17 protein-coding genes and 1 pseudogene are annotated in these 21,464 nt (G+C 71.9%); 10 read left to right on the forward strand and 8 right to left on the reverse strand.

The window, feature by feature from the left end:
* Positions 1-88: 88 nt before the first annotated feature.
* On the forward strand, positions 89-1,597 hold the full coding sequence (locus OG272_RS04050) for an alpha/beta hydrolase (protein WP_405892569.1): 1,509 nt from the start codon (positions 89-91) through the stop codon (positions 1,595-1,597).
* 24 nt (positions 1,598-1,621) lie between these two features.
* Here the strand turns inward: OG272_RS04050 and OG272_RS04055 are convergent, their stop codons facing one another.
* Positions 1,622-4,078: a hypothetical protein gene (locus OG272_RS04055; protein WP_405892571.1), complete on the reverse strand. Its 2,457-nt coding sequence runs from the start codon at positions 4,076-4,078 to the stop codon at positions 1,622-1,624.
* A 350-nt stretch (positions 4,079-4,428) separates the two neighbouring features.
* On the opposite strand from OG272_RS04055, the gene OG272_RS04060 reads away from it, so the two are divergent.
* Entirely contained in the window at positions 4,429-5,262 is an 834-nt protein-coding gene (locus OG272_RS04060) for a DeoR/GlpR family DNA-binding transcription regulator (RefSeq protein WP_326584937.1), read from the forward strand.
* Between the two features lie 70 nt (positions 5,263-5,332).
* Here OG272_RS04060 and OG272_RS04065 read toward each other — a convergent pair whose 3' ends face one another.
* Positions 5,333-6,463 (reverse strand): PLP-dependent cysteine synthase family protein, encoded by a 1,131-nt coding sequence (locus tag OG272_RS04065; RefSeq protein ID WP_328222346.1) that lies wholly within the window; start codon positions 6,461-6,463, stop codon positions 5,333-5,335.
* Positions 6,464-6,817: 354 nt separating this feature from the next.
* On the opposite strand from OG272_RS04065, the gene OG272_RS04070 reads away from it, so the two are divergent.
* From OG272_RS04070 to OG272_RS04080, 3 genes and pseudogenes are all read left to right on the forward strand, one after another.
* The gene (locus OG272_RS04070) at positions 6,818-7,141 is read left to right on the forward strand and encodes a hypothetical protein (protein ID WP_326584935.1); all 324 of its coding nucleotides are present in this window, start codon (positions 6,818-6,820) and stop codon (positions 7,139-7,141) included.
* 275 nt (positions 7,142-7,416) lie between these two features.
* Positions 7,417-7,968, forward strand: a complete 552-nt coding sequence (locus OG272_RS04075) for an ATP-binding protein (protein ID WP_326584934.1) — start codon at positions 7,417-7,419, stop codon at positions 7,966-7,968.
* Positions 7,969-8,361: 393 nt separating this feature from the next.
* Positions 8,362-8,424, forward strand: a pseudogene (locus tag OG272_RS04080) (DUF1272 domain-containing protein); the annotation flags it as partial.
* A 178-nt stretch (positions 8,425-8,602) separates the two neighbouring features.
* On the opposite strand, the gene OG272_RS04085 reads toward OG272_RS04080, so the two are convergent.
* Positions 8,603-10,075, reverse strand: coding sequence for a ketol-acid reductoisomerase (locus OG272_RS04085; protein WP_405892573.1), 1,473 nt, complete (start codon positions 10,073-10,075; stop codon positions 8,603-8,605).
* Positions 10,076-10,165: 90 nt separating this feature from the next.
* Here OG272_RS04085 and ilvY point away from each other — a divergent pair, with 90 nt between their 5' ends.
* The 4 genes from ilvY (at position 10,166) to OG272_RS04105 (ending at position 15,315) form a co-directional block, all read left to right on the forward strand.
* Positions 10,166-11,035: an HTH-type transcriptional activator IlvY gene (ilvY, locus tag OG272_RS04090; RefSeq protein WP_328222348.1), complete on the forward strand. Its 870-nt coding sequence runs from the start codon at positions 10,166-10,168 to the stop codon at positions 11,033-11,035.
* Positions 11,036-11,196: 161 nt separating this feature from the next.
* Positions 11,197-13,863, forward strand: a complete 2,667-nt coding sequence (locus OG272_RS04095) for a YfhO family protein (protein WP_328222350.1) — start codon at positions 11,197-11,199, stop codon at positions 13,861-13,863.
* A 22-nt stretch (positions 13,864-13,885) separates the two neighbouring features.
* Positions 13,886-14,881: a glycosyltransferase family 2 protein gene (locus tag OG272_RS04100; protein WP_327731157.1), complete on the forward strand. Its 996-nt coding sequence runs from the start codon at positions 13,886-13,888 to the stop codon at positions 14,879-14,881.
* 44 nt (positions 14,882-14,925) lie between these two features.
* Entirely contained in the window at positions 14,926-15,315 is a 390-nt protein-coding gene (locus OG272_RS04105) for a GtrA family protein (protein WP_327732343.1), read from the forward strand.
* 7 nt (positions 15,316-15,322) lie between these two features.
* Here OG272_RS04105 and OG272_RS04110 read toward each other — a convergent pair whose 3' ends face one another.
* Complete coding sequence (locus tag OG272_RS04110) at positions 15,323-16,570, reverse strand: ROK family protein (protein WP_326584929.1); 1,248 nt, start codon at positions 16,568-16,570, stop codon at positions 15,323-15,325.
* A 51-nt stretch (positions 16,571-16,621) separates the two neighbouring features.
* Entirely contained in the window at positions 16,622-17,287 is a 666-nt protein-coding gene (locus OG272_RS04115; protein WP_327731156.1) for an alpha-ketoglutarate-dependent dioxygenase AlkB, read from the reverse strand.
* Between the two features lie 69 nt (positions 17,288-17,356).
* Between OG272_RS04115 and OG272_RS04120 the strand changes: the two genes are divergently transcribed.
* Positions 17,357-18,517: a methyltransferase gene (locus OG272_RS04120; RefSeq protein ID WP_327731155.1), complete on the forward strand. Its 1,161-nt coding sequence runs from the start codon at positions 17,357-17,359 to the stop codon at positions 18,515-18,517.
* Positions 18,518-18,564: 47 nt separating this feature from the next.
* Here OG272_RS04120 and OG272_RS04125 read toward each other — a convergent pair whose 3' ends face one another.
* From OG272_RS04125 to OG272_RS04135, 3 genes are all read right to left on the reverse strand, one after another.
* Positions 18,565-19,656 carry an IS630 family transposase gene (locus tag OG272_RS04125; protein WP_327727918.1) on the reverse strand — a complete coding sequence of 364 codons (1,092 nt, stop codon included), beginning with the start codon at positions 19,654-19,656 and terminating at the stop codon, positions 18,565-18,567.
* A gap of 43 nt (positions 19,657-19,699) precedes the next feature.
* Complete coding sequence (locus OG272_RS04130) at positions 19,700-20,488, reverse strand: AraC family transcriptional regulator (protein WP_327731154.1); 789 nt, start codon at positions 20,486-20,488, stop codon at positions 19,700-19,702.
* A gap of 100 nt (positions 20,489-20,588) precedes the next feature.
* Positions 20,589-21,461, reverse strand: coding sequence for a class II fructose-bisphosphate aldolase (locus OG272_RS04135; RefSeq protein ID WP_327731153.1), 873 nt, complete (start codon positions 21,459-21,461; stop codon positions 20,589-20,591).
* Between the last annotated feature and the right edge of the window lie 3 nt (positions 21,462-21,464).

The raw sequence follows: 21,464 nt of genomic DNA on the forward strand, positions 1-21,464 counted from the left end.
CTGGGGTTAACCCCAGGGGGCGAACCCCACCACAGGTGTGCTGTCGGCCGGATGGGACCGGAGTGATCCGGCGGACAGCATGATCCCCATGACGCATCGCACCCGACGAGCCCTGGTCCTGGCCCTCTCCGTCTCGGCCGCCGCCACCGCGCTGACCGCCGTCACCGGCCCGGCGGCCGCCACGGCCACCCCCTCCTCCCCCACCCTCACCTGGCGCCCCTGCCCCCAGTCCGACGGCCCCGCCGGTCAGGAGTGCGCGGAGCTGCCCGTTCCGCTCGACTACCGCGACCCGGACGGCCCGCAGCTCACCCTCGCCGTCTCACGGGTGCGCAGCGAGAACCCCGAGGCACGGCGCGGCACACTGCTGGTGATCCCGGGCGGGCCGGGCGGCTCCGGCCTCAGGCGGCTCACGCAGCAGGGAAAGGCCCTGCAGCGGGAGCTCGGCGACGCGTACGACATCGTCGGCCTCGACCCGCGCGGTGTGGGCGGCAGTACGCGGACGAGCTGTGAACTCTCCGCCAACGACCGGCACTTGACGACGCTGCGGTCCTGGCCGGCGCCCGACGGCGACATCGCCGAGAACGTGGCCCGGTCCCGGCGTATCGCCGAGGCCTGTGCGACGAACGGCGGGGCGGTGCTGCGCAGTCTCACCACCGCCAACGAGGTACGGGACATCGAGCGCTTCCGACAGGCACTGGGCGAGGACCGGCTGTCGGCGTACGGCGTGTCGTACGGGACCTATGTGGGCGCCGTCTACGCGCAGAAGTACCCGGAGCGGACCGACCGTTGGGTGCTGGACAGCAATGACGACCCGAATCCCCGGCGGGTCGCGCGGGGCTGGCTGGCGAACATGGCGAGGGGTGCGGAGGACCGGTTCCCTGACTTCGCCGCCTGGGCCGCCGACCCGGCACAGGAGACCGCGGGCCTGCGGCTCGCCGAACGGCCGGAGGACGTAAGGCCGTTGTTCCTGTCCCTGGTGGCCGAACTGGACCGCGCGCCGAGGGCGACGACCACCAAGGGCGTCCCCCTGACCGGCAACCGGCTGCGACAGGCCGTGCAGACCGCTCTCTACAACGACACCTCGTTCGACGAACTGGCCCGGCTGATACGGCAGGCCATGGACCCGAAGGCGACACCGGTCCTCACACCCGACGTGGCCGGGCCGATGAGCGACGAGGACGCGGCGGTGACCCTCGCGGTGATCTGCAACGACGTGCGCTGGCCCGCGTCGGTGGACGCGCACGAGCGGGCCGTGGCCGACAGCCGGGTGCGGTATCCGCTCACGGCCGGGATGCCCGTGAACATCACACCGTGTTCCTTCTGGAAGAACGAGCCGGTGGAGAAGCCGACCCGGATCACCGACGACGGGCCGTCCAACATCCTCATGGTCCAGAACCGGCGGGACCCGGCCACCCCCTACGCCGGTGCCCTGAACCTGCGGGCCGCGCTGGGCGACCGGGCCCGGCTCGTCACGGTGGAGAGCGGCGGGCACGGCGCGTATCTCGGGACGGGGAACGCGTGTGGCGACCGTACGGTCACGGCATTCCTCCGCACGGGACAGCGGCCGGCGCGGGACGTCTCGTGCCCGGACGACTGACCTGGGCCGTGGGCGGAGCGTGTGCTAGGACGGCCGGGGCTTGGGCAGCTCCGGGCCGATGCGCGCCAGCAGGTGTTGCCGCTCGTGGGCGAAGGCCGGGTCCGCCTGGTAGTCGGAGTGGCCGAGGATCGGGGCAGGCAGCGGGTGGGCGCCGGTGCGGCCGTAGGCGAGCGGGTCCTGGAAGGGCTCCGCGTCGACCTGCGGCGCGCAACCGCCGCTCAGGTGCACGGGGCCGCCGATGGGATCGGTGAGGCGGTACAGGTTGCGCCAGCAGTCGACCTCGCGGTGCAGGGAGGCGAGCGGCTCGGGACCGAAGTGGGCGGGGAACCAGCGCCCGTACAGCCGCTCCAGCGGTGAGCCGTAGGTGAGCAGTGCGACCCGCTTGCGGACCGAGGGGGTCAGCTGCCAGGCGGCGGCCGCCGCGAGGACACTGCCCTGGGAGTGTCCGGAGATGACGAGCCGGCCGCCCGTGGTGCGGGTCCAGGTGGCCATGCGCCAGGTCAGGTCGGGTACGGCCCGCTCGGCGTAGCAGGGCGGTGCGAAGGGGTGTGCGGCGCGCGGCCAGAACGTGCCCACGTCCCAGAGGATGCCGATCGTGCGGCGCGCGGAGGCGTCCTTGTAGGCCCGGCGGCCCCAGGTGACGAACAGCAGGAAACCCACGCCGATCAGCCAGGACCCCAGTGCCTGCGCGGTCTGGGCGGCGCCCGCGACGACGTCGTACGAGTGGTGCGCCGCCTTCGCCGGTGTCTGGCGCGTCGCCAGGGCGCCGGTCAGGGCTCCGGCACCGAGCAGCAGGGTCACGGTGGAGGTGATGCCGATGATGCGGGGCGCCCGGTCGGTGAGGGCCGCCATGGCTCGGGTCCGGGCGATGCGGCGGGTGCGGCCGGCGTCCTGGGACTCGCGCTCCTCGGCCGGCGGGTCCGCGGATTCCTGCCTCGCTCGTCCTTCCGCCGCTCCGTCCCCTTCCTTTTCCTTCAGTCGCTCTTCCGCTCGGTGCGTGTGTTGGTGCCGGCCCTCCACGAGGCCGTACTCCCGCTCCACCGCCGCCGTCTCCGCCCGCCGCAGGACCCAGGTGCGGCGGGCCAGCCAGCCGAGGAGGCCGAGGACGACCAGGAGGAGGGGCGGGATGACGGAGGCCTGCCAGGTGAGGAGGACGGGCGGGCCGGGCAGGGCGTCGTCGGTGCCGCCCAGCCAGTCGGCGACGCGTTGGGCGACGCCGGCGGACATCACGCCGCCGAGGGCGCAGGCGAGCATCGCGACGGCGGGGCCGGCCAGCCCGTACATGGCGGTGCGCGGCTCGGGGCGGGAGCGGTACAGGATGTGGGCGACCACGCCGAGCGCGACGACCAGCAGGCCCTGGACCAGGGTGATCCCGCCGAAGGTCATGTCGCCCGGCAGCCGCCCCGCCGACCGCCAGCCGGGGCGTGACCACCCGGCGTACACCATGGACAGGACGAGCAGGGCGATCGAGCAGGCAGGCAGGCGGCGGATCAGATGCTCGTCCAGGTGCTTGTCGAGGCGCCGCTCGCTGCGGCCCCGGCGGCACACCACCCACACCACGCTCACCGCGAGCAGGACGAGTGCCGTGTTCAGCAGCCAGCCCAGGAGCTCCAGGACGGCGGGGCCGCCCGCCCGGCGGTCGTGGCGGGCGGCGGACGTGCCGACGGCCGCCGCGACCGTCAGGAAGCCGGCCGCCACGTGGGCGGCGCGCAGTCTGGCCACGAGGCGGCGCCCGTACCAGAAGCCGGGCCGGCCGAGTGCGACGCGTGCCGAGTCCTCTACGTCGGGTGCGACTCCTGCCGGCTTCTCGTCGTCGGGACGGGCGTCGTCGCGGTCCATGGGACGCTGGGACTCGTACTCGCTCCAGGTGCGGTGGGAGAGGTACCACAGGAGGCCGGTCAGCGCGGTGGGCACCAGGGCCGCCAGGGCGAGGCGGCGGCCGGGCTGGCTCCACCAGCCGCCGTCGGAGACGGCCGGAGAGAGGAAGCCGAGCCAGGTGTGCGCCTCCGCGCACGCGCGTGCGCCCGCGCACTGCCAGGCGGTCAGGTCGAGCGCGACCTCGCAGGCCGCCGCGACGAGCAGCACGGTCAGGGTCAGGCCGGCCAGGCGGACGATGAGGCCGTAGAGGCGTACCGTGCTTCGGCGGCCGCGGGTGCTGGGGCGCATCCAGTGGGCGAGGTTGACGACCATGAACGGCAGCAGCAACAGCCACAGGGCACGCGAGCTGTTCCCGGAGGTGAGGTTGCACCAGACATAGGCCTCGGGGACGGGCTTGCCGCGGTAGTCGGCGGGACGTTTCTCCGCGTCGGCGTCGTCGATGCGACGGAAGACCGCGGCCGTGTCGTCGCCGGTGATCCGGATCGTTCGGGGATCGTCCAGCATGCGTTCGGGAGTGGTACCACCGACGCCGTGGACGAGCAGCTCAAGGGCGTTCCCGTCCGTCGTGGACCGGCCGGAATACGGCTGCCCGCCCTCTTCCATGGGCTCCGGATGTTCCCTGGGTTCCGTATGTGTCGTATGTTCCCTCGCACGATCCACTGTTCCGCTTCCCCCGTGATGCGCCGCAAGTCAGGTGTGATGTGCAGGCACTGATGATCGCCCCTGCGGGGGCCTCGTACACCTGTGGTCACCGAATCTCCCCGATCCGTGTGATAGTGGCGGGCGCGAGGAACGGAGCGTGATGTGCTCGCGACTGGGCAGGTAGTGGCGTCACCGGTGGTGGGGCGTGCGAATATGGGGCGTCCTCGGGACCGGGGACAGGGGGAATGTCCTCGTCGGAGGGGGTATGGAAGGCGTGTCGGGTGTGATGGGGCGAGAGGACCGGAGCGGGCGTGAGTGAGAACCAGAACCTCCTCGCGGAGCAGCGCCGAGCCCTCATCCTCGACGAGGTACGACGGCGGGGCGGGGTCCGGGTCAACGAGCTGACACGCAAACTCGGCGTGTCGGACATGACGGTGCGTCGCGATCTGGACGCACTCGCCCGCCAGGGCGCGGTGGAGAAGGTGCACGGCGGCGCGGTGCCGGTGGCCGAGGCGAGCACGCACGAGCCTGGCTTCGAGGCGAAGTCCGGGCTGGAGCTGAGCGCCAAGGAGGACATCGCGCGTGCCGCCGCGGAGCTGGTCGCTCCGGGTTCGGCGATCGCCCTGTCGGGCGGTACGACGACGTACGCGCTGGCGCACCGGCTGGTGGACGTGCCGGATCTGACCGTGGTCACCAACTCGGTGCGGGTCGCCGATGTCTTCCATGCCGCCCAGCGCACGACCGGCCCCCGCCAGGGGGCGGCGACCGTGGTGCTCACCGGTGGGGTGCGGACGCCGTCCGACTCGCTGGTGGGGCCGGTGGCCGATCAGGCGATCGCGGCGCTCCACTTCGATGTGCTGTTCCTCGGGGTGCATGGCATATCGGTCGAGGCGGGGCTGTCCACGCCGAATCTGGCGGAGGCCGAGACCAACCGGCGGCTCGTGCAGTCGGCGCGGCGGGTCGTGGTGGTGGCCGACCACACCAAGTGGGGGACGGTGGGGCTGAGTTCGTTCGCGGCACTCGAGCAGGTGGACACCTTGGTGACCGACGCGGGGTTGCCCGCGCAGGCGCGGGCCGAGATCGCCGAGCACCTGCGGCGGCTGGTGGTGGCCGGGGAGGACTCCGACGACGACGCGGATGCCTGAGCGTCGTTCCGTCGACGGCGGTCCGCGAACCGCGAGTCGTTCGTGCCTGGTGGCGCAGTCCCCCGCGCCCCTAACGGGGCGCTGCCCACACGCCTGTGTGCAGCAGTGACTCGATGGCTGCCACGTAGGGGTCGATGTCCAGGCCCTGCCCCCTCAGCCACTCGTCGGAGTAGTACTTGTCCAGGTAGCGGTCGCCCGGGTCGCACAGGAGGGTGACCACGCTGCCGTGGCGGCCCTCCGAGACCATCTCGGCGATGATCTTGAGGGCGCTCCAGAGGCCCGTTCCCGTCGAGCCACCGGCCTTGCGGCCGATGGCGTTCTCCAGGGCGCGTACGGCGGCGACGCTGGCGGCGTCGGGCACCTTCATCATGCGGTCGACGGCGCCGGGGACGAAGCTGGGCTCCATGCGGGGGCGGCCGATGCCCTCGATACGGGAGCCGCAGTCGCAGGTGACGTCGGGGTCGCCGGTGGTCCAGCCCTCGAAGAAACAGGAGTTCTCGGGGTCCGCGACACAGATGCGGGTGTCGTACTGCATGTAGTGGACGTAGCGGGCGATGGTCGCGGAGGTGCCGCCGGTGCCGGCGGTGGCGACGATCCAGGCCGGCTCGGGGAAGCGTTCCAGCCGGAGCTGGCGGAACACTGATTCGGCGATGTTGTTGTTGCCGCGCCAGTCCGTGGCCCGCTCGGCGTAGGTGAACTGGTCCATGTAGTGGCCGCCGGTCTCCCCCGCGAGGCGGGCCGACTCCTCGTACATCTTCCGTGAGTCGTCCACGAAGTGGCAGCGGCCGCCGTGGAACTCGATCAGGCGGATCTTCTCGGCACTGGTCGTGCGGGGCATGACAGCGATGAAGGGGACGCCGATCAGTTTGGCGAAGTACGCCTCGGAGACGGCCGTGGAGCCGCTGGATGCCTCGATGACGGGGCGGCCCGGCCGGATCCAGCCGTTGCACAGGCCGTAGAGGAAGAGGGAGCGGGCGAGGCGGTGCTTGAGGCTGCCGGTGGGGTGGGTCGACTCGTCCTTGAGGTACAGGTCGATGCCCCATCTCTCGGGCAGCGGGAAGCGCAGCAGATGGGTGTCGGCGGAGCGGTTGGCGTCGGCCTGGACCTTGCGCACGGCTTCTTTGAGCCAGGTGCGGTACTCGGGGTCGCTGTGATCGACGTCGAGGGTGGCGCCAGGACGGGTGGGGCGGGGGGTGCTCACGGCGTGCTCCTCACGCATTGCGCCGACGGCGGATCGCGGCGTCGGACACCCCGATGATAAACACCTTCCGCACGCTTCTCACCTGCATAAACATGCCTTTGAGCCCCTCAAAGGCACTCCTGTGGCAGTCATGCGCGGGGCGCATGGGGGGCGCATGCCGCGCGTGCGCCGGAACCCCGCCCCCGACCCACCGTGCGCACTGGTGCTCGACGCGAGGGACGTGCAGACTTCACCGCACGGGCCAGTAGACGCCGCCGGGGCCGCGCAGGGGGAAACGACCTCGGGCACACTGGATCACGGTCCGCGACGGACCAGACGACGGAGACAGCCGAAGCGCACTAGGGGGCGGGGTACATGGCCGAGCCGGAGTTCACGGCCACGGGCGTGCGGATCGGAAAGAGGCTGCGGCAGCTCACCCGGGCGGGGCAGGTCCGGATCGAGGGCGGCCGGCTGCAGTTGCTGACCAGTTACGGCAGCGAGATCGACAGTGCCCCGGTGCAGGCGGTGCGCGCCTCGAAGCCCTGGTTCGCGAACGAGGACCGGGCGTTGGCCGACGTCAACGGCACCAGGTACACACTCACCCTGAACGAGCACGACCCGGCTCCGGGGAAGCCCGGTCCGCCCTCGGCGCGGCGGTTCATAGAAGCGGTGCGCCGGGCCGCGGGGCGCAGCGGCTGACGGATCGCGAGTTGCGGGACCGGACCCCCTGAGTCACTCTGGTCTCACGTCACTCTGGGTTTACCGGCGATAACGCTGCGAACCAGCCCGCCGGCCACGTCAGCGGGCGGCGGTCGTAGACAGCCACCCCACGAACAGGCGGCAGCCCCGGCTTCCGCCCACACCAGGCGGCAGTCGTAGGCGGCCGCACCACAGCAGGCGGCGTTTTTCGCCCAGCCACCTCGCTGGATCCGTACTCCGATCTTCTTCCGGACTCAATTCGGGGAGTCGCAGCCGTGATCAGCCAGCAAAGCAGGCACTGCACGGTGGAGCTCCAAGCCCTGCCGTCGCGGATCGGCCAGGTCCGCAGAATCGTATCTGCGCAATTGCGCTACTGGCATCTGGATCCCTTGATAGAGCGGGCCGCACTCGGGGTGACCGAGCTGCTGTCCAACGTCCACCGGCACGCGGAGCCGGACAAGATGTGCACCGTGGAGATGGAGTTGCTCCTCGGCCGGCTCACGGTCTCGGTGCACGACAACGACCCCCGCCTCCCGGTCGTCCAGGACGCGGAGCCCTTCGCCACCTGCGGCCGCGGTCTCGCCATGGTCGCCGCGGTGAGCGAGAGCTGGGGCGTGCGGCCGCACGGCGAGTCGGGGAAGGTCGTCTGGTTCACGCTGCCGGCGTCCTCGGCCGCGGTGCCGAAGATCTCGCCGTACGACGCCGGACAGACGCTCGACGTCGGCCAGACACTCGACGCCGGACAGCCGTACGACACCGGACGTCGGCCCGCCGCGCGTGGGCGCAGGCCCGAACACGCTCCCGCCCGGTCGGCCGTCGCAGGCTGACCGGGCGGTGACCCACTCGCCGTCCATCGGCAACAGGTCGCGCATCGCCACCTGTTCACACATGGCGGTTGTCCGTACGTCATTTGGTGCCGACGGCCAGCGGAACGTCCAGGCGTGCCGCCCGCCGGGCCGGATGCGGCCCCGCGGGCGCTCCGGCCGCGAGTCGCACGGGTCGCAGCGCGAAGATGCACCCACGTCGAGGACATCGAGGAGCGCAAGCGGCGTGAGCTGCGGGGCTGGCGTACGAGGCGGGCGGCGCCGCCGGCTCCCCCGCTCGGGTGGCCGTGCGGGGGCGGCGGCCGGTGCCGGGCGGGGTGCCGTTGGGAAGTGACAGGTCACCGCACCCCGATCCGTACCCCGATCCGAGGAAAGGCCCCGCCCCTGGCACTGGAGATGCGCGACCGCTGCGAGCGCTGGGGGACGACGACCCTGCCCGTCGGCGCCCCGGCCCGTATCTGCCCGTACGAGTGCACGTTCTGTCTGTCCTGCGCGAGGCCATGGGCGAGGTCTGCCCCGATTGCAGCGGGGAACTGGTGGCCAGACCTCGCCGCCGGGCGGTCGCATAGAGGCGTCAGGCGTCAGGCGTCAGGCGTCAGGCGTCAGGCGTCAGGCGTCAGGCGTCAGGCGTCAGGCGTCAGGCGACCGAGATGTCCGACGGCCGGAGCTTTGCCGCCGAGGCGAGGGCCTCGTGGACGGGATGGGTGTCGAAGGACGCCAACAAGGCCTGGTCGGCGGGGTGTTCGGCAGCAGGGTAGGCGATCTGCTCGTAGGCGGTCTGGAAGCGCGGGCCCCAGCGGCGGGCGCCGAGGCGCGCCGTGCGGGAGCAGTTGTCGACCATGTGCGCCACATCGCGGGCGTGCATGTAGGGCAGGAGGGAGTCGACGGCCTCGATGACGGACTCGTTGACGATCTCCGACCACGGGTGGCCGCGTTCGGCGAACTCGTCGATCTGCGCGGTCATGGTGGCGACGAAGACGCCGGCGGTGAACGGGTCGACGGGCAGGTCACGTTCGCCCCGGCGGGCACGGACCCGGTCGCTCACGGACCACATCGGTGAGCCGCCGATCCCGCTCATCGGGCGGGCGCCGAGGCGGCGTTCGGCCAGGATGACGCTGCGCAGTTCGGTGCCGTCTGCGACCTCGTCGTAGATCTCCGCGACGATCTCACGGGCGGGCCCGTACGTGGCCGTGAAGGCGCGGTCGAAGACGTCCCGGCCGACCGTGTCGAGGCCCTCGCGGACCGCGCGGAGCCCGGTGTGGGAGACGGTGCGGGCGATGGGGCCGGTGATGTTCTCGCAGGAGCGTTCGTACGAGGTCAGTTCGTCGTCCCCGGCGAGCCGGTAGCGGGTGTACAGGCTCTCGACGATGCCGTGGACGGCGCCGAGCAGGATGGCGCGCTCGCCGACGATGTCGGAGAGGTACTCGCTCTCCAGGGTGGTGCGGAAGGTGTACGGGGAGCCGAGGGCGACCGACCAGGCGAGGGCGCGGTCGGTCGCGTTGCCGTCGGGGTCGGCGTGGACGGCGTAACTGCTGTTGATCCCGGCGCCGTTGATGTCGGCGCCCTGCTCGTACAGACGGCGGACCGAGTCGCCCATGCCCTTGGGGCAGACGGCGACGACTCCGTGTCCGGGCGGGAAGTCGCCGCCGGTCTCCCGCAGGTGGCCGAGAAGGAAGCCGTGGGAGAGGCCGATGGTGGCGCCGGGCTTCAGGGCGGCGAAGATCTCCCGGTGGTGGGCGGCGAGGGCCGCGTCCGCGATCAGGAGGACGACGAGGTCGCTCTCGGCGGTGACGGCGAGCCAGTCGCCGAGGGTGCCGTCCGCCTCGGTGAAGCCGTGGGCGCGGGCGTCGGCGGCCGATGCGGAACCGGGGCGCAGTCCGACGGCGACGGTGATGCCGGAGCCGGAGAGGGAGTCGCGCAGGTTGCGGGCCTGGGCCCGGCCCTGCGGTCCCCAGCCGATGACGCCGATGCGGCGCACCCCGGCGAAGGCCTGCGGCAGCAGTGGGAAGAGATGGCGGCCGCCACGCAGGATGCTCTCGGTGCCGCCGGGCACGTCCATGGTTTCGAGGGCGAAGACAGTAGAGGTGGAGGTGGAGGTGGAGGTGGTCATGGGGGAGTTGTAGGGTCCCGGCGAGTGTTGCGACAAGCGCAACCTTTGCAGCGGAGTGTTGCAGAAGGTGAAAGATCCAGGTGGGCGGGTATGCGGGACGATCATCGCGAGCTTCGGCTGTTCCTTCATCTGGCCCGGACGCTGAACTTCGGCCGGACCAGCCTGGACTGCCATGTCAGCCCGGCGACCCTGACCCGTACCGTGCAGCGGCTGGAGTCCGACCTCGGGCACCGGCTCTTCGACCGGGGGCCGAGGGGCGTCTCGCTGACGGCCGAGGGGCATCGCTTCCGGGAGTACGCCGCGCGGGCACTGGAGTTGTGGCGCGCGTTCCGCGAGGAGCATCCGGACCCCGCCGAACTCACCGGGCGGCTGGCCGTGTTCGCGACGGTGACGGCATGTCAGGCGCTGCTGCCGGATCTGCTGACGCCCTTCCGTGCGGCCCATCCGCAGGTCCGCCTCGATCTGCGCACCGGTGACGCCGCTGCCGCGCTGGCCAGGCTGGACGAAGGCGAGGTGGACGTGGCGGTCGCGGGCATCCCGGTACGGCTGCCGGAGCCGCTGGTGAGCCGGACGGTGGCGACGACGGACCTGGTGTTCGTCACCGCGCGCCACCGTGCGGACCCCGGACTCGACGGCCCCTTCGTCCTCCCCCACCGCGGTCTGGTCCGCGACGCCGCCGACCGCTGGTTCCGCACCCGCGGAACCGCACCCGCCCTGGCGGCCGAGCCGGAGGGCCACGAAGCGCTGTTGACCCTCGTCGCGCTGGGCTACGGCACCGGTGTGGTCCCCCGGCTGGTGCTCGACCACAGCGCCGTACGCGACCGGCTCACGGCCATCGCCGCCGACACGCCTCCGGAGCCGTTCCCGATCGGACTGTGCGTGCGGCGGGCGGATCTGCGGCGGCCACAGGTGGCGGCGTTGTGGAGTCTCACGGCGGAGTTCACCTTCCGATCACCCTAGGGACAACTTCCGTCCCCTCCAATGCAATTGCCCATTTCCCGCCCCCCTCCGAATTCGGAATTACCGCTTTCACTTCTCACCGGCGGCACAACCATCGTCGAGCGACAGACCTCTAATTCGGCGAATCGACGATGCACGGGGAATGGCGGGGTCCAAAGAAAATGAAGTGGGTCGCTCAACGGCCGCAGGGAAAAGCCGCTCTGTTCTCCGCCGCGTTCGCCGTCGCCGTGCTCTGCGCCGCCGATTTCGTCGCCCGCAGCCATCCGTTCGGGCCGCGCACCCGGAGCGTCAACGACCTGGGCAACCAGTACGTGCCGTTCCACGCGCACCTGTGGGACCTGCTGCACGGCAGGGGCGACGGCGGTCTGCTCGTCAACTGGCGGTCCGGGTTCGGCTCCAGCTTCCTGCCCGACCTCGGCACGTACGTCAGCAGCCCGTTCGCCCTGCTCGTGGCGGTGTTCCCGAGGGACGAGATCGACCTCGCGGTGTACGTGGTCACTCTGCTGAAGGTGGCGTCGGCCGCCGCCGCGACGGCCTGGCTGCTGCTCGCCCTGCGCCCGGGCCGCTGGTGGGCGGCGGGCCTGCTCGGCTCGTCGTACGCACTGTGCGGCTGGACCCTGGCGGACGCGGTCCACAACCCCATGTGGCTCGACGGCCTGATCTGCCTGCCGCTGCTGTGCCTGGTCGGCGAATGGGCCCGGCGGGGGCGGCGTCCGTTCCTCTGTGTGCTGATCGTGGCGCTCGCCTGGACCGCCAACTTCTACACCGCGTACATGGCGACCCTCGCCGCCGGCCTGGTGCTGCTGCTCCGGCTGTGGCTCAGCGACCTCTCGCGCCGGCAGCGGCTGCGGGCGGTGGGCCGCGCCGCCCTGGTCACCGTCCTCGGCACGGGCCTGGCCGCGCCGCTGGTGACAGTCGTGTACTTCGGCACCCGGCACTCCTTTCCGGGCCGCAAGCGGCAGTTCGTGCCCGTCCCCACCGAGGACCTGCTCGCCCGGCTGCTGCCGGGGACGTACGGCTACGGGACGCCGGCCGTGTTCGTGGGCACCACCGCGCTGCTGCTCGCGCTCGCCCTGCCCTTCCACCGGGCGGCCCCGGCCCGGGTGCGCGCCGGGTGGACGCTGCTGGTGTTGGGGGTGGCCCTGTCGATGCAGTGGGGGCCGACGCATCTGCTCTGGCACGCCTTCGCCACCCCGCAGGGCAGCTCGTACCGTCAGGCCTTCGTGCTCTGCGCGCTGCTGGTGATCACCGCCTGGCACACGCTGTCGTACGGCGTCCCCGGCCCGCGTGCGCTGGGCGCGGCGGGTGCGCTGCTCGCGCTGGTGATCGCCTTCGCGAGCGGCGGGGAGCGGACGCTGCGCGCCTTCAGTCTCCCGCTCGCCGTGCTCGCCGCCGTCGGCGCGCTGGGCGGTCTGGTCCTGCTCGGGGTCAGGCGCGAGGGCGGCCGGCCCCTCGCGGTCCTCGCCGTGGCGCTGCTCGTGTGCACGCAGTTCGGCGAGGCCGCCGTGACCTCCGCCGCGGACACCCGGCTGCGGCTCGGGCACATGGACGACTACGCGCCCTGGGGCGCGCGCCAGCGGGACCAGGCGGCGGCGATCGCCGGGGCCGACGGCTGGCCCCGCTACCGGATCGACCCGGGTCGGGAGCAGACCGTCGGCAACGACCCGCTGCTGGTGGGCGGGCAAGGTGCCCAGTACTACAGCAGCCTCACCTCGGACGTGCTCAGCCGGACGCTCACCGCCCTCGGGGGCGGCTGGACCTCGCGCGGGCGCAGTGTGCAGAGCCTGGACAACGCCGTCACGGACGCGATCTTCTCCGTCGGGGCCCGCGTGCACTCCCCGCCGGACCCGCACCAGAACTGGTTCCCGCAGGACGGCAGCCGGGTGACCGTGACCCGGCAGGACGTGCCACCGCTGGTGACGGTGCGGCCGCACGCCGACCGCGCCGACGGCCCTACGGACCTCTCCGCCTTCGGGCCGTCGCCGTACCGCAACCAGGAACTGCTGCTGGGCGCGCGGGTGTACACGGTGCCCCGGCTCACGGTGCGCACCGCCGCCGGGAAGCCGCCGTCGGCCGGTGACGACGGGCGGCCGGGTGTGCGGGTGGGCCCGCTGCCGTATGCGAGCGCAGCGCGGAAACCGACGATCACGGGCGGTTGCCCGGCAGGGTCCGAGCTGTATCTGTGGGCGCCGCACCTTTCGGGGACCGCGCGGCTCGCCGACGGTTCTGCCTCCGGTGCGGAGCCGACCGGGCGGTTCCGGTCCGACCAGCCCGTCACCAAGATCGCTCCCATGCAGCGGCTGGGCAGGGTCGGCGACCTGGGGCGGTTCCGGATCGAGCTGTCGCCGAACAGGACGAGCCTCGTCCCGGAGGGCGCCGTCGGCTGCCTGGACACCACGCGGCTGCGCACCGCGGTCGAGGAGCTGAAGGCCACGGGCGCCACCCGCGTGAGCGTGTCCGACGGCACCATCAGGGCCGAACTCCCGGCCCACAGCACGGGGGTCGCCGTCGTCGCGGCGCCCCGGATCTCCGGCTGGCGCTGTGCCGCCGACAGCGCGCCCGCCGTACCCGCCAAGAACTTCCACGGGCTGATCGCCGTCCCCCTGTACGGCTCCGCCAGCAGCGTGACCTGCACGTTCCACCCGCCCGGACTGCGCCTGGGCACGGCGGTCGGGGCCGTCTCGCTGACCGCCGTGCTGCTGCTCGGGGCGACGGGCGCGGTCCGCCGCCGTCGGGCCCGGGTGGCGCTCACCCGCGTACGCCCGGCCATCGCCCGGCCATCGCCCGACGACCCGACCGCACGCGAGCGCGTGACCACCGCTCCTTGAACCGCATCCCTGGGGGACCAGCATGCTCATCTCGATCGTCGCACCCTGCTACAACGAGGAAGCCGTCGTCGCGCGCTTCCACGAAGAGATCCAGAAGGCCGCGGAGGAACTGCTGCCGCTCGGCCACGACATGGAGTTCGTGTACGTCGACGACGGCAGCCGCGACCGTACGCTCGCCGTCCTGAAGCAGCTGGCGGAGCTGGACGCACGCGTCCGGTACGTCTCGTTCAGCCGCAACTTCGGCAAGGAGGCGGCGCTGCTCGCGGGGTTGCGGCACGCCTCGGGCGACTCCGTGATCGTCATGGACGCCGACCTCCAGCACCCGCCGGAACTGATCCGCCGCATGGTCGACCTGCGTGAACAGGGCTACGACCAGGTCATGGCCCGCCGTACCCGGACCGGCGACGGCCTCCTGCGCACCGCCACCGCCCGGCTGTACTACCGGCTGGTCAACCGTCTCGTCGACGTGGAACTCGTCGACGGCGTGGGGGACTTCCGGCTGCTCTCCCGCCGCGTGGTCGACTCGGTCCTGGACCTCACCGAGTACAACCGCTTCTCCAAGGGCCTCTTCGCCTGGGTCGGCTTCCCGGGCACGACCTTCGAGTACGAGAACGCCGTGCGCGAACACGGCCGCAGCTCCTGGAGTTTCCGGTCGCTGCTCGACTACGGGCTCGACGGGCTCCTCTCGTTCAACAACCGGCCGCTGCGGGCCGCCCTCCACCTCGGCCTGTGCCTGCTGGTCTGCGCGGGGCTCTACACGGCGTGGATCGTGGGCGTCGCGCTCGTCAAGGGCGTGGAGACACCCGGCTATGTCACCATCGTCATGGCCGTCACCGCCCTCGCCGGCGTACAAATGATCATGCTCGGGGTGATCGGGGAGTACACCGGCCGGATCTACTACGAGGTGAAGGGGCGCCCGCACTTCCTGGTGAAGGCGACCAATGTGGAGCAGGCGGAGCAGGTGGAGCAGACGGAGGGGCACGCGGCGTGCGGCACGACGAAGGACCTCATTCGCTGATGGGGACGGCGACGCGTACGCAGACACTCCCCGAGGCCCGCCCGATGCCAGAGCGCCACATATCGGGACAGATCATCTCCTTCGCTCTGGTCGGCGTGGTCAACACGGCGACCTACTACGGCCTTTACCTGTTGTTTCTCAATGGGCTTCCTTATCTGGGCGCGCATATTCTCGCGTTCGCACTGAGCATGACGGGTTCGTTTTTCCTGAACGCGCGATTCACCTATCGCACCAGCCCCACCTGGCGGAAATTCCTGTTGTTCCCGCTGACCAACGCCACGAACTTCCTGATCACGACGGTGGGTGTGTATGTGATCGTGGACGTCCTGCACGCCGGGAACCGGTTCGCCCCGCTGCTCGCGTCGGGCGCGGCGATTCCGGTGACGTTCGCGGTGTCCCGCATGATCATGCTCCGGGGTTCCCGGGCCCGGTGAAAGGCCGTCAGGCCAGCGCGCCCAGCGGGTCGTCGAGCACCGGCTGCCACGCCAACTCGGCCGCCCCCACCAGACTGTTGTGGTCCAGCGTGCAGGCCAGGATCGGGGCGACCCCGCTCTGCCGGCCCCACAGGCTGCGGTCGGCGACGACGGCACGCAGCCGGTCGGGGTCGGCGTCGAGCAAGGTGCGGTGCATGCCGCCGAGGATGATGCGGTCGGGATTGAGGATGTTGACCAGGCCCGCGAGCCCCAGGCCGAGGCGGTCGATGATGGCCTCGGCGGCCGTGCGGACGCCGGGGTCGCCGTACTGGGTGCGGATCAGCTCGTTGGCCTGCTGAAGCAGGGAGCCCTCGGGCCCCGGGTCGCGGCCGACGGCGGTGAGGAAGGCCCGCGGGTCCGCCTCGACGTCGAGGCAGCCGCGGCTGCCGCAGTGACAGGGGCGGCCCTCGGGGTTGACGGTGAGGTGGCCGACTTCGAGGGCGAGACCCGAACTGCCCGTGTGCAGACGGCCGTCGAGGACCAGAGCGCCGCCGACGCCCCGGTGCCCGGTCGCCACGCACAGCAGATCGCGGGAGCCCCGCCCGGCGCCGTGCCGGTGTTCGGCGAGCGCGGCGAGGTTGACGTCGTTGGCCGCGAACGCGGGCCCCTCGATCCCGGCCGCGCGGACCCGCTCGGCGAAGATCTCCCGGACGGGCGCTCCGGCCGGCCAGGCCAGGTGCAGCGGGTTCAGCGCCAGCCCCGCCGGTTCGGCGACGGCGGACGGCACGGCCAGACCCGCGCCCACACACCGTCGGCCGGTCTCCCGCAGCAGTGCGGCGCCCGCGTCGACCACCGAGCCGAGCACCTTCGCCGGGTCGGCGTCCACGATCTCGCAGGCGGGCGCGGTGGCGACGATCCGTCCGCCGAGCCCGACCAGCGCGGCCCGCCAGCCGTCGGCGTGCACCTGGGCGGCGAGCGCGACGGGACCCTCCTCGGCGACTTCTAGGCGGTGCGAGGGCCGACCCTGCGAACCGGCGGCGGCGCCCGGATGCGCGTCGACCCGGATCAACCCCAGCGCCTCCAGCTCGGCGGCGACGGCGCCGGCCGTGGCCCGGGTGACACCCAGCTCGGCGGTGAGCACGGCCCGGGTCGGTGCCCGCCCGGTGTGCACGAGCTCCAGCGCCGGACCCAGCGCGCCCCTCCCCCGGTCCAGCCGAGTGCGTGTCGTCGTCGGTGTCCCTTCGCCCGCCGCCTTGGGGGCCGCCTTCCCGTCCATGAGGGCGAGTCTCCCATGATCCGCACGGCACCGAACCCCGCCCGGCGGGCGTCAGCCGTCGTCGAAGCCGCCGACCCGCAGGGTGACGTTCAGCCGTCCGGTCAGCCCCAGCCCGGGCGGCGCCGTCCCCGCATGCACCCGGGGCACCCCGTGGTACGCCTGCCGTGCCGCCCCGCCGAACACGAAGAGATCACCGCTGCGCAGCTCCACGTCCGTGTACGGCCGGGCCCGGGTCCGCGTGTTGCCGAAGCGGAAGACACAGGTGTCACCGAGGCTCAGCGACACCACCGGCGCGTCCGACTGCTCCTCGCCGTCACGGTGCATCCCCATGCGGGCGTCGCCGTCGTAGAAGTTGATCAGGGCGATGTCGTACGCGGCCGTCGCCGCCTCCGGTCCCAGGGCGTCCACGACCGCGCGCCCGCCCAGCTCCCCCAGCCAGTCCGGAAACGGCTTCACGGGCGCCCCGTCGCCGTCGACGGCCGTGCGAGCGTAGGCGTACGGGTACCAGTGCCGGCCCAGACAGACCTGTCGGGCGGTCATCGTGCCGCCGCCCGGGGTGCGGACCGTACGGAGTCCGGCGGGCGGGCGGGCCCACTCACGGCAGGCTTCCAGAAGCCGCCGCTGCTCTTCCGCGTCCAGCCAGTCCGGCACGTGGACCGCGCCCGGCGCGATCTCCGTACGGTCGCGGGGGAACAGCTCGGCGTCCGAAGGGGGCATGGGTTCCATGTTCGCGCATCGCCGCTCGGAGAAAGGACGTGAGCCGGGCTCGGTTAGCCTGGGCACACGATGAGCGACCGTATGACCGCGCCCTGGGGCGAATACTCCCTGACCCGCTTTCCCGATGACCCGCGTGAGCAGCTGCGCGCCTGGGACGCGTCCGACGCGTATCTGCTGCGCCACCTCGCGGAGAGCGGGACGCCGCTGGACGGCACGGTCGTGGTCGTCGGCGACCGCTGGGGCGCTCTGACCACCGCGCTGGCCGGGTACGGGCCGACGCAGATCACCGACTCGTTCCTGAGCCGGGAGGCGACGCGGGCGAACCTGGAGCGGGCCGGCGTCGAGGCGGACACCGTACGGCTGCTCACCACCCGGGACACGCCCCCGGACCGCGTCGACGTGCTCCTCGTCCGGGTCCCCAAGAGTCTCGCGCTCCTGGAGGACCAGCTGCACCGGCTCGCGCCCGCCGTGCACGAGGGCACGGTCGTGATCGGCACCGGGATGGTCAAGGAGATCCACACCTCCACGCTCAGGCTCTTCGAGCGCGTCCTCGGCCCGACCCGCACCTCGCTCGCCCGGCAGAAGGCACGACTCATCTTCTGCACGCCGGACGCGAGGACCCTTGACGCGCGGGGCAACGATCCGTGGCCGCACACCTACCAACTGCCGGACGACACCGGCCTGTTGGCCGGTCGTCCCGTCGTCAACCACGCGGGCGTGTTCTGCGCCGACCGACTCGACATCGGCACCCGGTTCTTCCTGCGCCATCTGCCGAAGGATCCGGGCGGCGGGCGGGTCGTCGACCTGGGGTGCGGCAACGGCGTGGTCGGCACGGCGGTCGCGCTGGCCGATCCGGATGCCGAGGTGGTGTTCGTCGACGAGTCGTACCAGGCGGTGGCCTCGGCGGAGGCGACGTACCGGGCGAACCGGCCGGACGCCGACGGCAGGGCGGAGTTCCGGGTCGGCGACGGGCTGGAGGGGTTCGCGCCGGCGGGGGTCGATCTCGTCCTCAACAACCCGCCGTTCCACTCCCACCAGGCGACGACCGACGCCACGGCCCGCCGGATGTTCACCGGGGCACGACGGGCGCTGCGGCCGGGCGGCGAGCTCTGGGTGGTCGGCAACCGTCATCTGGCCTATCACGTGACGCTGCGACGGATCTTCGGCAACAGTGAACTCGTCGCGAGCGATGCCAAGTTCGTGGTGCTGAAGGCGGTCAGGCGGAGTTAGGGCGTGTTTCGGAAGTCCCTTCGACGAAGGGACTTCCGAAACACGCCCTAGTGTTCCGAGTCGGGAATTCTGTTCAGATAACTGGCGAGGCGTTCGAGGATCTCGTCTGCGGTCTTCGTCCAGACGTAGGGCTTCGGGTCGGTGTTCCAGGCGGCGATCCAGTTGCGGATGTCCTTCTCCAGGGCTTGGACGGACCTGTGAACGCCGCGCCGTATCTGCTTGTTGGTCAGTTCGGCGAACCATCGCTCGACGAGGTTCAGCCAGGACGAGCCGGTCGGTGTGAAGTGCAGGTGGAAGCGGGGGTGGGCCGGCAGCCACTTCTTGATGGCGGGGGTCTTGTGGGTGGCGTAGTTGTCGCAGATGAGGTGGACATCCAGGTCGGCGGGCACCTCTTTGTCGAGCTTGGTGAGGAACTTCTTGAACTCCTCAGCCCGATGTCTGCGGTGCAGGGAGCCGATCACTTTGCCGGTGGCGACCTCGAGGGCGGCGAACAGGGTGGTGGTGCCGGCGCGGACGTGGTCGTGGGTCACCCGCTCGGGAACCCCGGGCATCATTGGCAGCACGGGCTGGGATCGGTCCAGGGCCTGGATCTGCGACTTCTCGTCGACGCAGAACACCAGGGCCCGCTCGGGCGGGTCCAGGTAAAGGCCGACGACATCGTGGACCTTGTCGACGAAGTACGGATCGGTCGACAGTTTGAAGGTCTCCGACCGGTGCGGCTGCAGGCCGAAGGCCCGCCAGATCCGTGAAACCGACGACTGCGAGAGGCCCGTCTCCTTCGCCATCGACCGCGTCGACCAGTGCGTTGCGTTCTTCGGAGTGGATTCCAGCGTCTTGGTGACTACCGCGGCAACCTGCTCGTCCGTCACGGTCCTTGGGCCGCCCGGACGCGGCATGTCACCCAGACCGGCGATCCGGTACTGCACGAACCGGGCCCGCCAGCGGCCCACCGCATGGGGTGTGGAACCGAGCTGAGCAGCCACGTCCTTGTTCGAGGCGCCCTCGGCGCAGGCCAGGATGATCCGACACCGCAACGCCCATGCCTGCGGCGTGGAACGTCGCCGCACCCACTCCTCGAGTGCGGCCCGTTCTTCGTCCGACAGTGTCAACTCGGCCTTCGGCCGCCCCGTCCGTGCCATGGAGCAAGCCTATACATCTGAACAGAATTCCCGACTCAGAACACTAGCGGCCCCCCGCCGAGAAGGTGGCCCCGCGCAGGGCGCGCGGTGAGGCGCCCAGTTCCCGGCGGCAGGCCTTGTTGAAGGCCTGGAGGTCGGGGATGCCGACGGAGGCGGCCACGGCGGGAATGGAGAGGGTCGTGGCGCGCAGCAGATGGTGGGCGCGTTCGAGTCTGCGGCGGCGAATGTAGGCGACGACCGTGCCGCCCGTCTCCGCGCGGAACAGCCGGGTCAGATGGTTGTGGGAGACGCCGGCCACGCGGGCCACCTCCGGGATGGTGAGCGGGGCGGCCAGGTGGGCCTCGATGTGGGCGATGGCGGTGGTGACCGCCGGGTGCGGACCGGGGCCGGCCGCGGCGGGCGGGGTCAGATGGGCGACGCGCCACAGGGTGGTCCAGATCTCGGCCCGGGTGCGGTCGGGCTCGCTCGGGGCGGCTGCCACCGCCTGAAGCAACAGGTCGGTGAGCGTAGGGAGTTCGGGACCGGCGTCCTGCACGACCGGAACCGTGCGGGGCGGCCCGGCCGGGGCGATGCGCAGATGCGCGAAGAGATGTTCGGAGCGGCCCCGGTAGCGGTAGCGGACGGTGGTGCCGGGCGGTACGAGGCTGACCCGGCCGGGGCGGATGGTGTGGACCGTGCCGTCGACGGTCAGTTCGGCCTCGTACTGGTAGAGGTGCAGCTGCCACAGCTCCGGCAGCCGGAACACGTCCGTGCGTCCCGCGACGCCGTGCACGCCGACACCGATGAGGGCGACGACCGGCGGCTCACCGAGGTGGATCTCCGTCTCCCGCATGACCGGAAAAATATCAGTGACGGGCGTCACACTCGGGTTCCGGGTGCCGCGCTTCGCGAGACGGTCGCATTCCCACACGGGACGGACCCGTACGGGCCTCCTACCCGGGCGGACCGGCCTCTCCCGTCCGCAGCACGCCGATGAGCCGGGCCACCGTCTCCGCCATCGCCGCCCGGCCGGCCGCGAGGTACGTGCGCGGGTCCACCACCTCGGGGCGGGCGGTGAGGAAGTCCCGGACCGCGCCGGTCAGGGCGATGTTGAGCGCGGTGCCGATGTTGACCTTGGCGATGCCGCCCGTGACGGCCGCCCGCAGTTCGTCGTCCGGGACGCCGGAGGAGCCGTGCAGGACGAGGGGGACGTCCACGGCGGCGGCCAGCCGTTTCAGGAGGGCGTGGTCGAGGGCGGCGGTCCGGGTGGTCATCGCGTGCGAGCTGCCGACGGCCACGGCGAGCGCGTCCACACCGGAGTCGGCCACGAAGGCCCGCGCCTCGTCGGGGTCGGTACGGGCGCCGGGCGTGTGCGCGTCGAGCGGCGGTGCGCCGTTCTTGCCTCCCACCTGCCCCAACTCGGCCTCGATCCACAGGCCTTGGCCGTGGGCCCACTGGACGGCGGCGTGGGTCGCGGCGAGGTTGTCCAGGTAGGGCAGGCGGGAGGCGTCGTACATCACGGAGCTGAACCCGGCGTCGGCCGCCCGGCGCAGCAGGTCGTCGCTCCGGATGTGGTCGAGGTGGAGTGCGACGGGCACGGCCGCCCGCTCGGCGGCGGCGGACGCGGCGCGGGCCAGTGGGAGCAGGCCCCCGGCGTGGAATGTGACGGCGTTCTCGCTGACCTGGAGGACGACCGGCGCGGCGACGGTCTCGGCGCCGGCGACGACCGCCTCGATGTGCTCCAGGGTGATGACGTTGAACGCGGCCACCGCGGAGTGCGCGGCGGCGGCCGCGGTGATCAGGTCACCGGTCGTCGTGAGGGGCACAAC

The organism is Streptomyces sp. NBC_00104, from assembly GCF_045160825.1.
GTDB lineage: Bacteria > Actinomycetota > Actinomycetes > Streptomycetales > Streptomycetaceae > Streptomyces.

Coding starts and splice junctions, on each gene's coding strand:
- OG272_RS04120 (WP_327731155.1), top strand. CDS start 17,357: ATGAGCGACCGTATGACCGCGCCCTGGGGCGAATACTCCCTGACCCGC.
- OG272_RS04105 (WP_327732343.1), top strand. CDS start 14,926: ATGCCAGAGCGCCACATATCGGGACAGATCATCTCCTTCGCTCTGGTC.
- OG272_RS04115 (WP_327731156.1), bottom strand. CDS start 17,287: ATGCCCCCTTCGGACGCCGAGCTGTTCCCCCGCGACCGTACGGAGATC.
- OG272_RS04125 (WP_327727918.1), bottom strand. CDS start 19,656: ATGGCACGGACGGGGCGGCCGAAGGCCGAGTTGACACTGTCGGACGAA.
- OG272_RS04130 (WP_327731154.1), bottom strand. CDS start 20,488: ATGCGGGAGACGGAGATCCACCTCGGTGAGCCGCCGGTCGTCGCCCTC.
- ilvY (WP_328222348.1), top strand. CDS start 10,166: ATGCGGGACGATCATCGCGAGCTTCGGCTGTTCCTTCATCTGGCCCGG.
- OG272_RS04050 (WP_405892569.1), top strand. CDS start 89: ATGACGCATCGCACCCGACGAGCCCTGGTCCTGGCCCTCTCCGTCTCG.
- OG272_RS04100 (WP_327731157.1), top strand. CDS start 13,886: ATGCTCATCTCGATCGTCGCACCCTGCTACAACGAGGAAGCCGTCGTC.
- OG272_RS04110 (WP_326584929.1), bottom strand. CDS start 16,570: ATGGACGGGAAGGCGGCCCCCAAGGCGGCGGGCGAAGGGACACCGACG.
- OG272_RS04085 (WP_405892573.1), bottom strand. CDS start 10,075: ATGACCACCTCCACCTCCACCTCCACCTCTACTGTCTTCGCCCTCGAA.
- OG272_RS04055 (WP_405892571.1), bottom strand. CDS start 4,078: ATGGAAGAGGGCGGGCAGCCGTATTCCGGCCGGTCCACGACGGACGGG.
- OG272_RS04095 (WP_328222350.1), top strand. CDS start 11,197: ATGAAGTGGGTCGCTCAACGGCCGCAGGGAAAAGCCGCTCTGTTCTCC.
- OG272_RS04070 (WP_326584935.1), top strand. CDS start 6,818: ATGGCCGAGCCGGAGTTCACGGCCACGGGCGTGCGGATCGGAAAGAGG.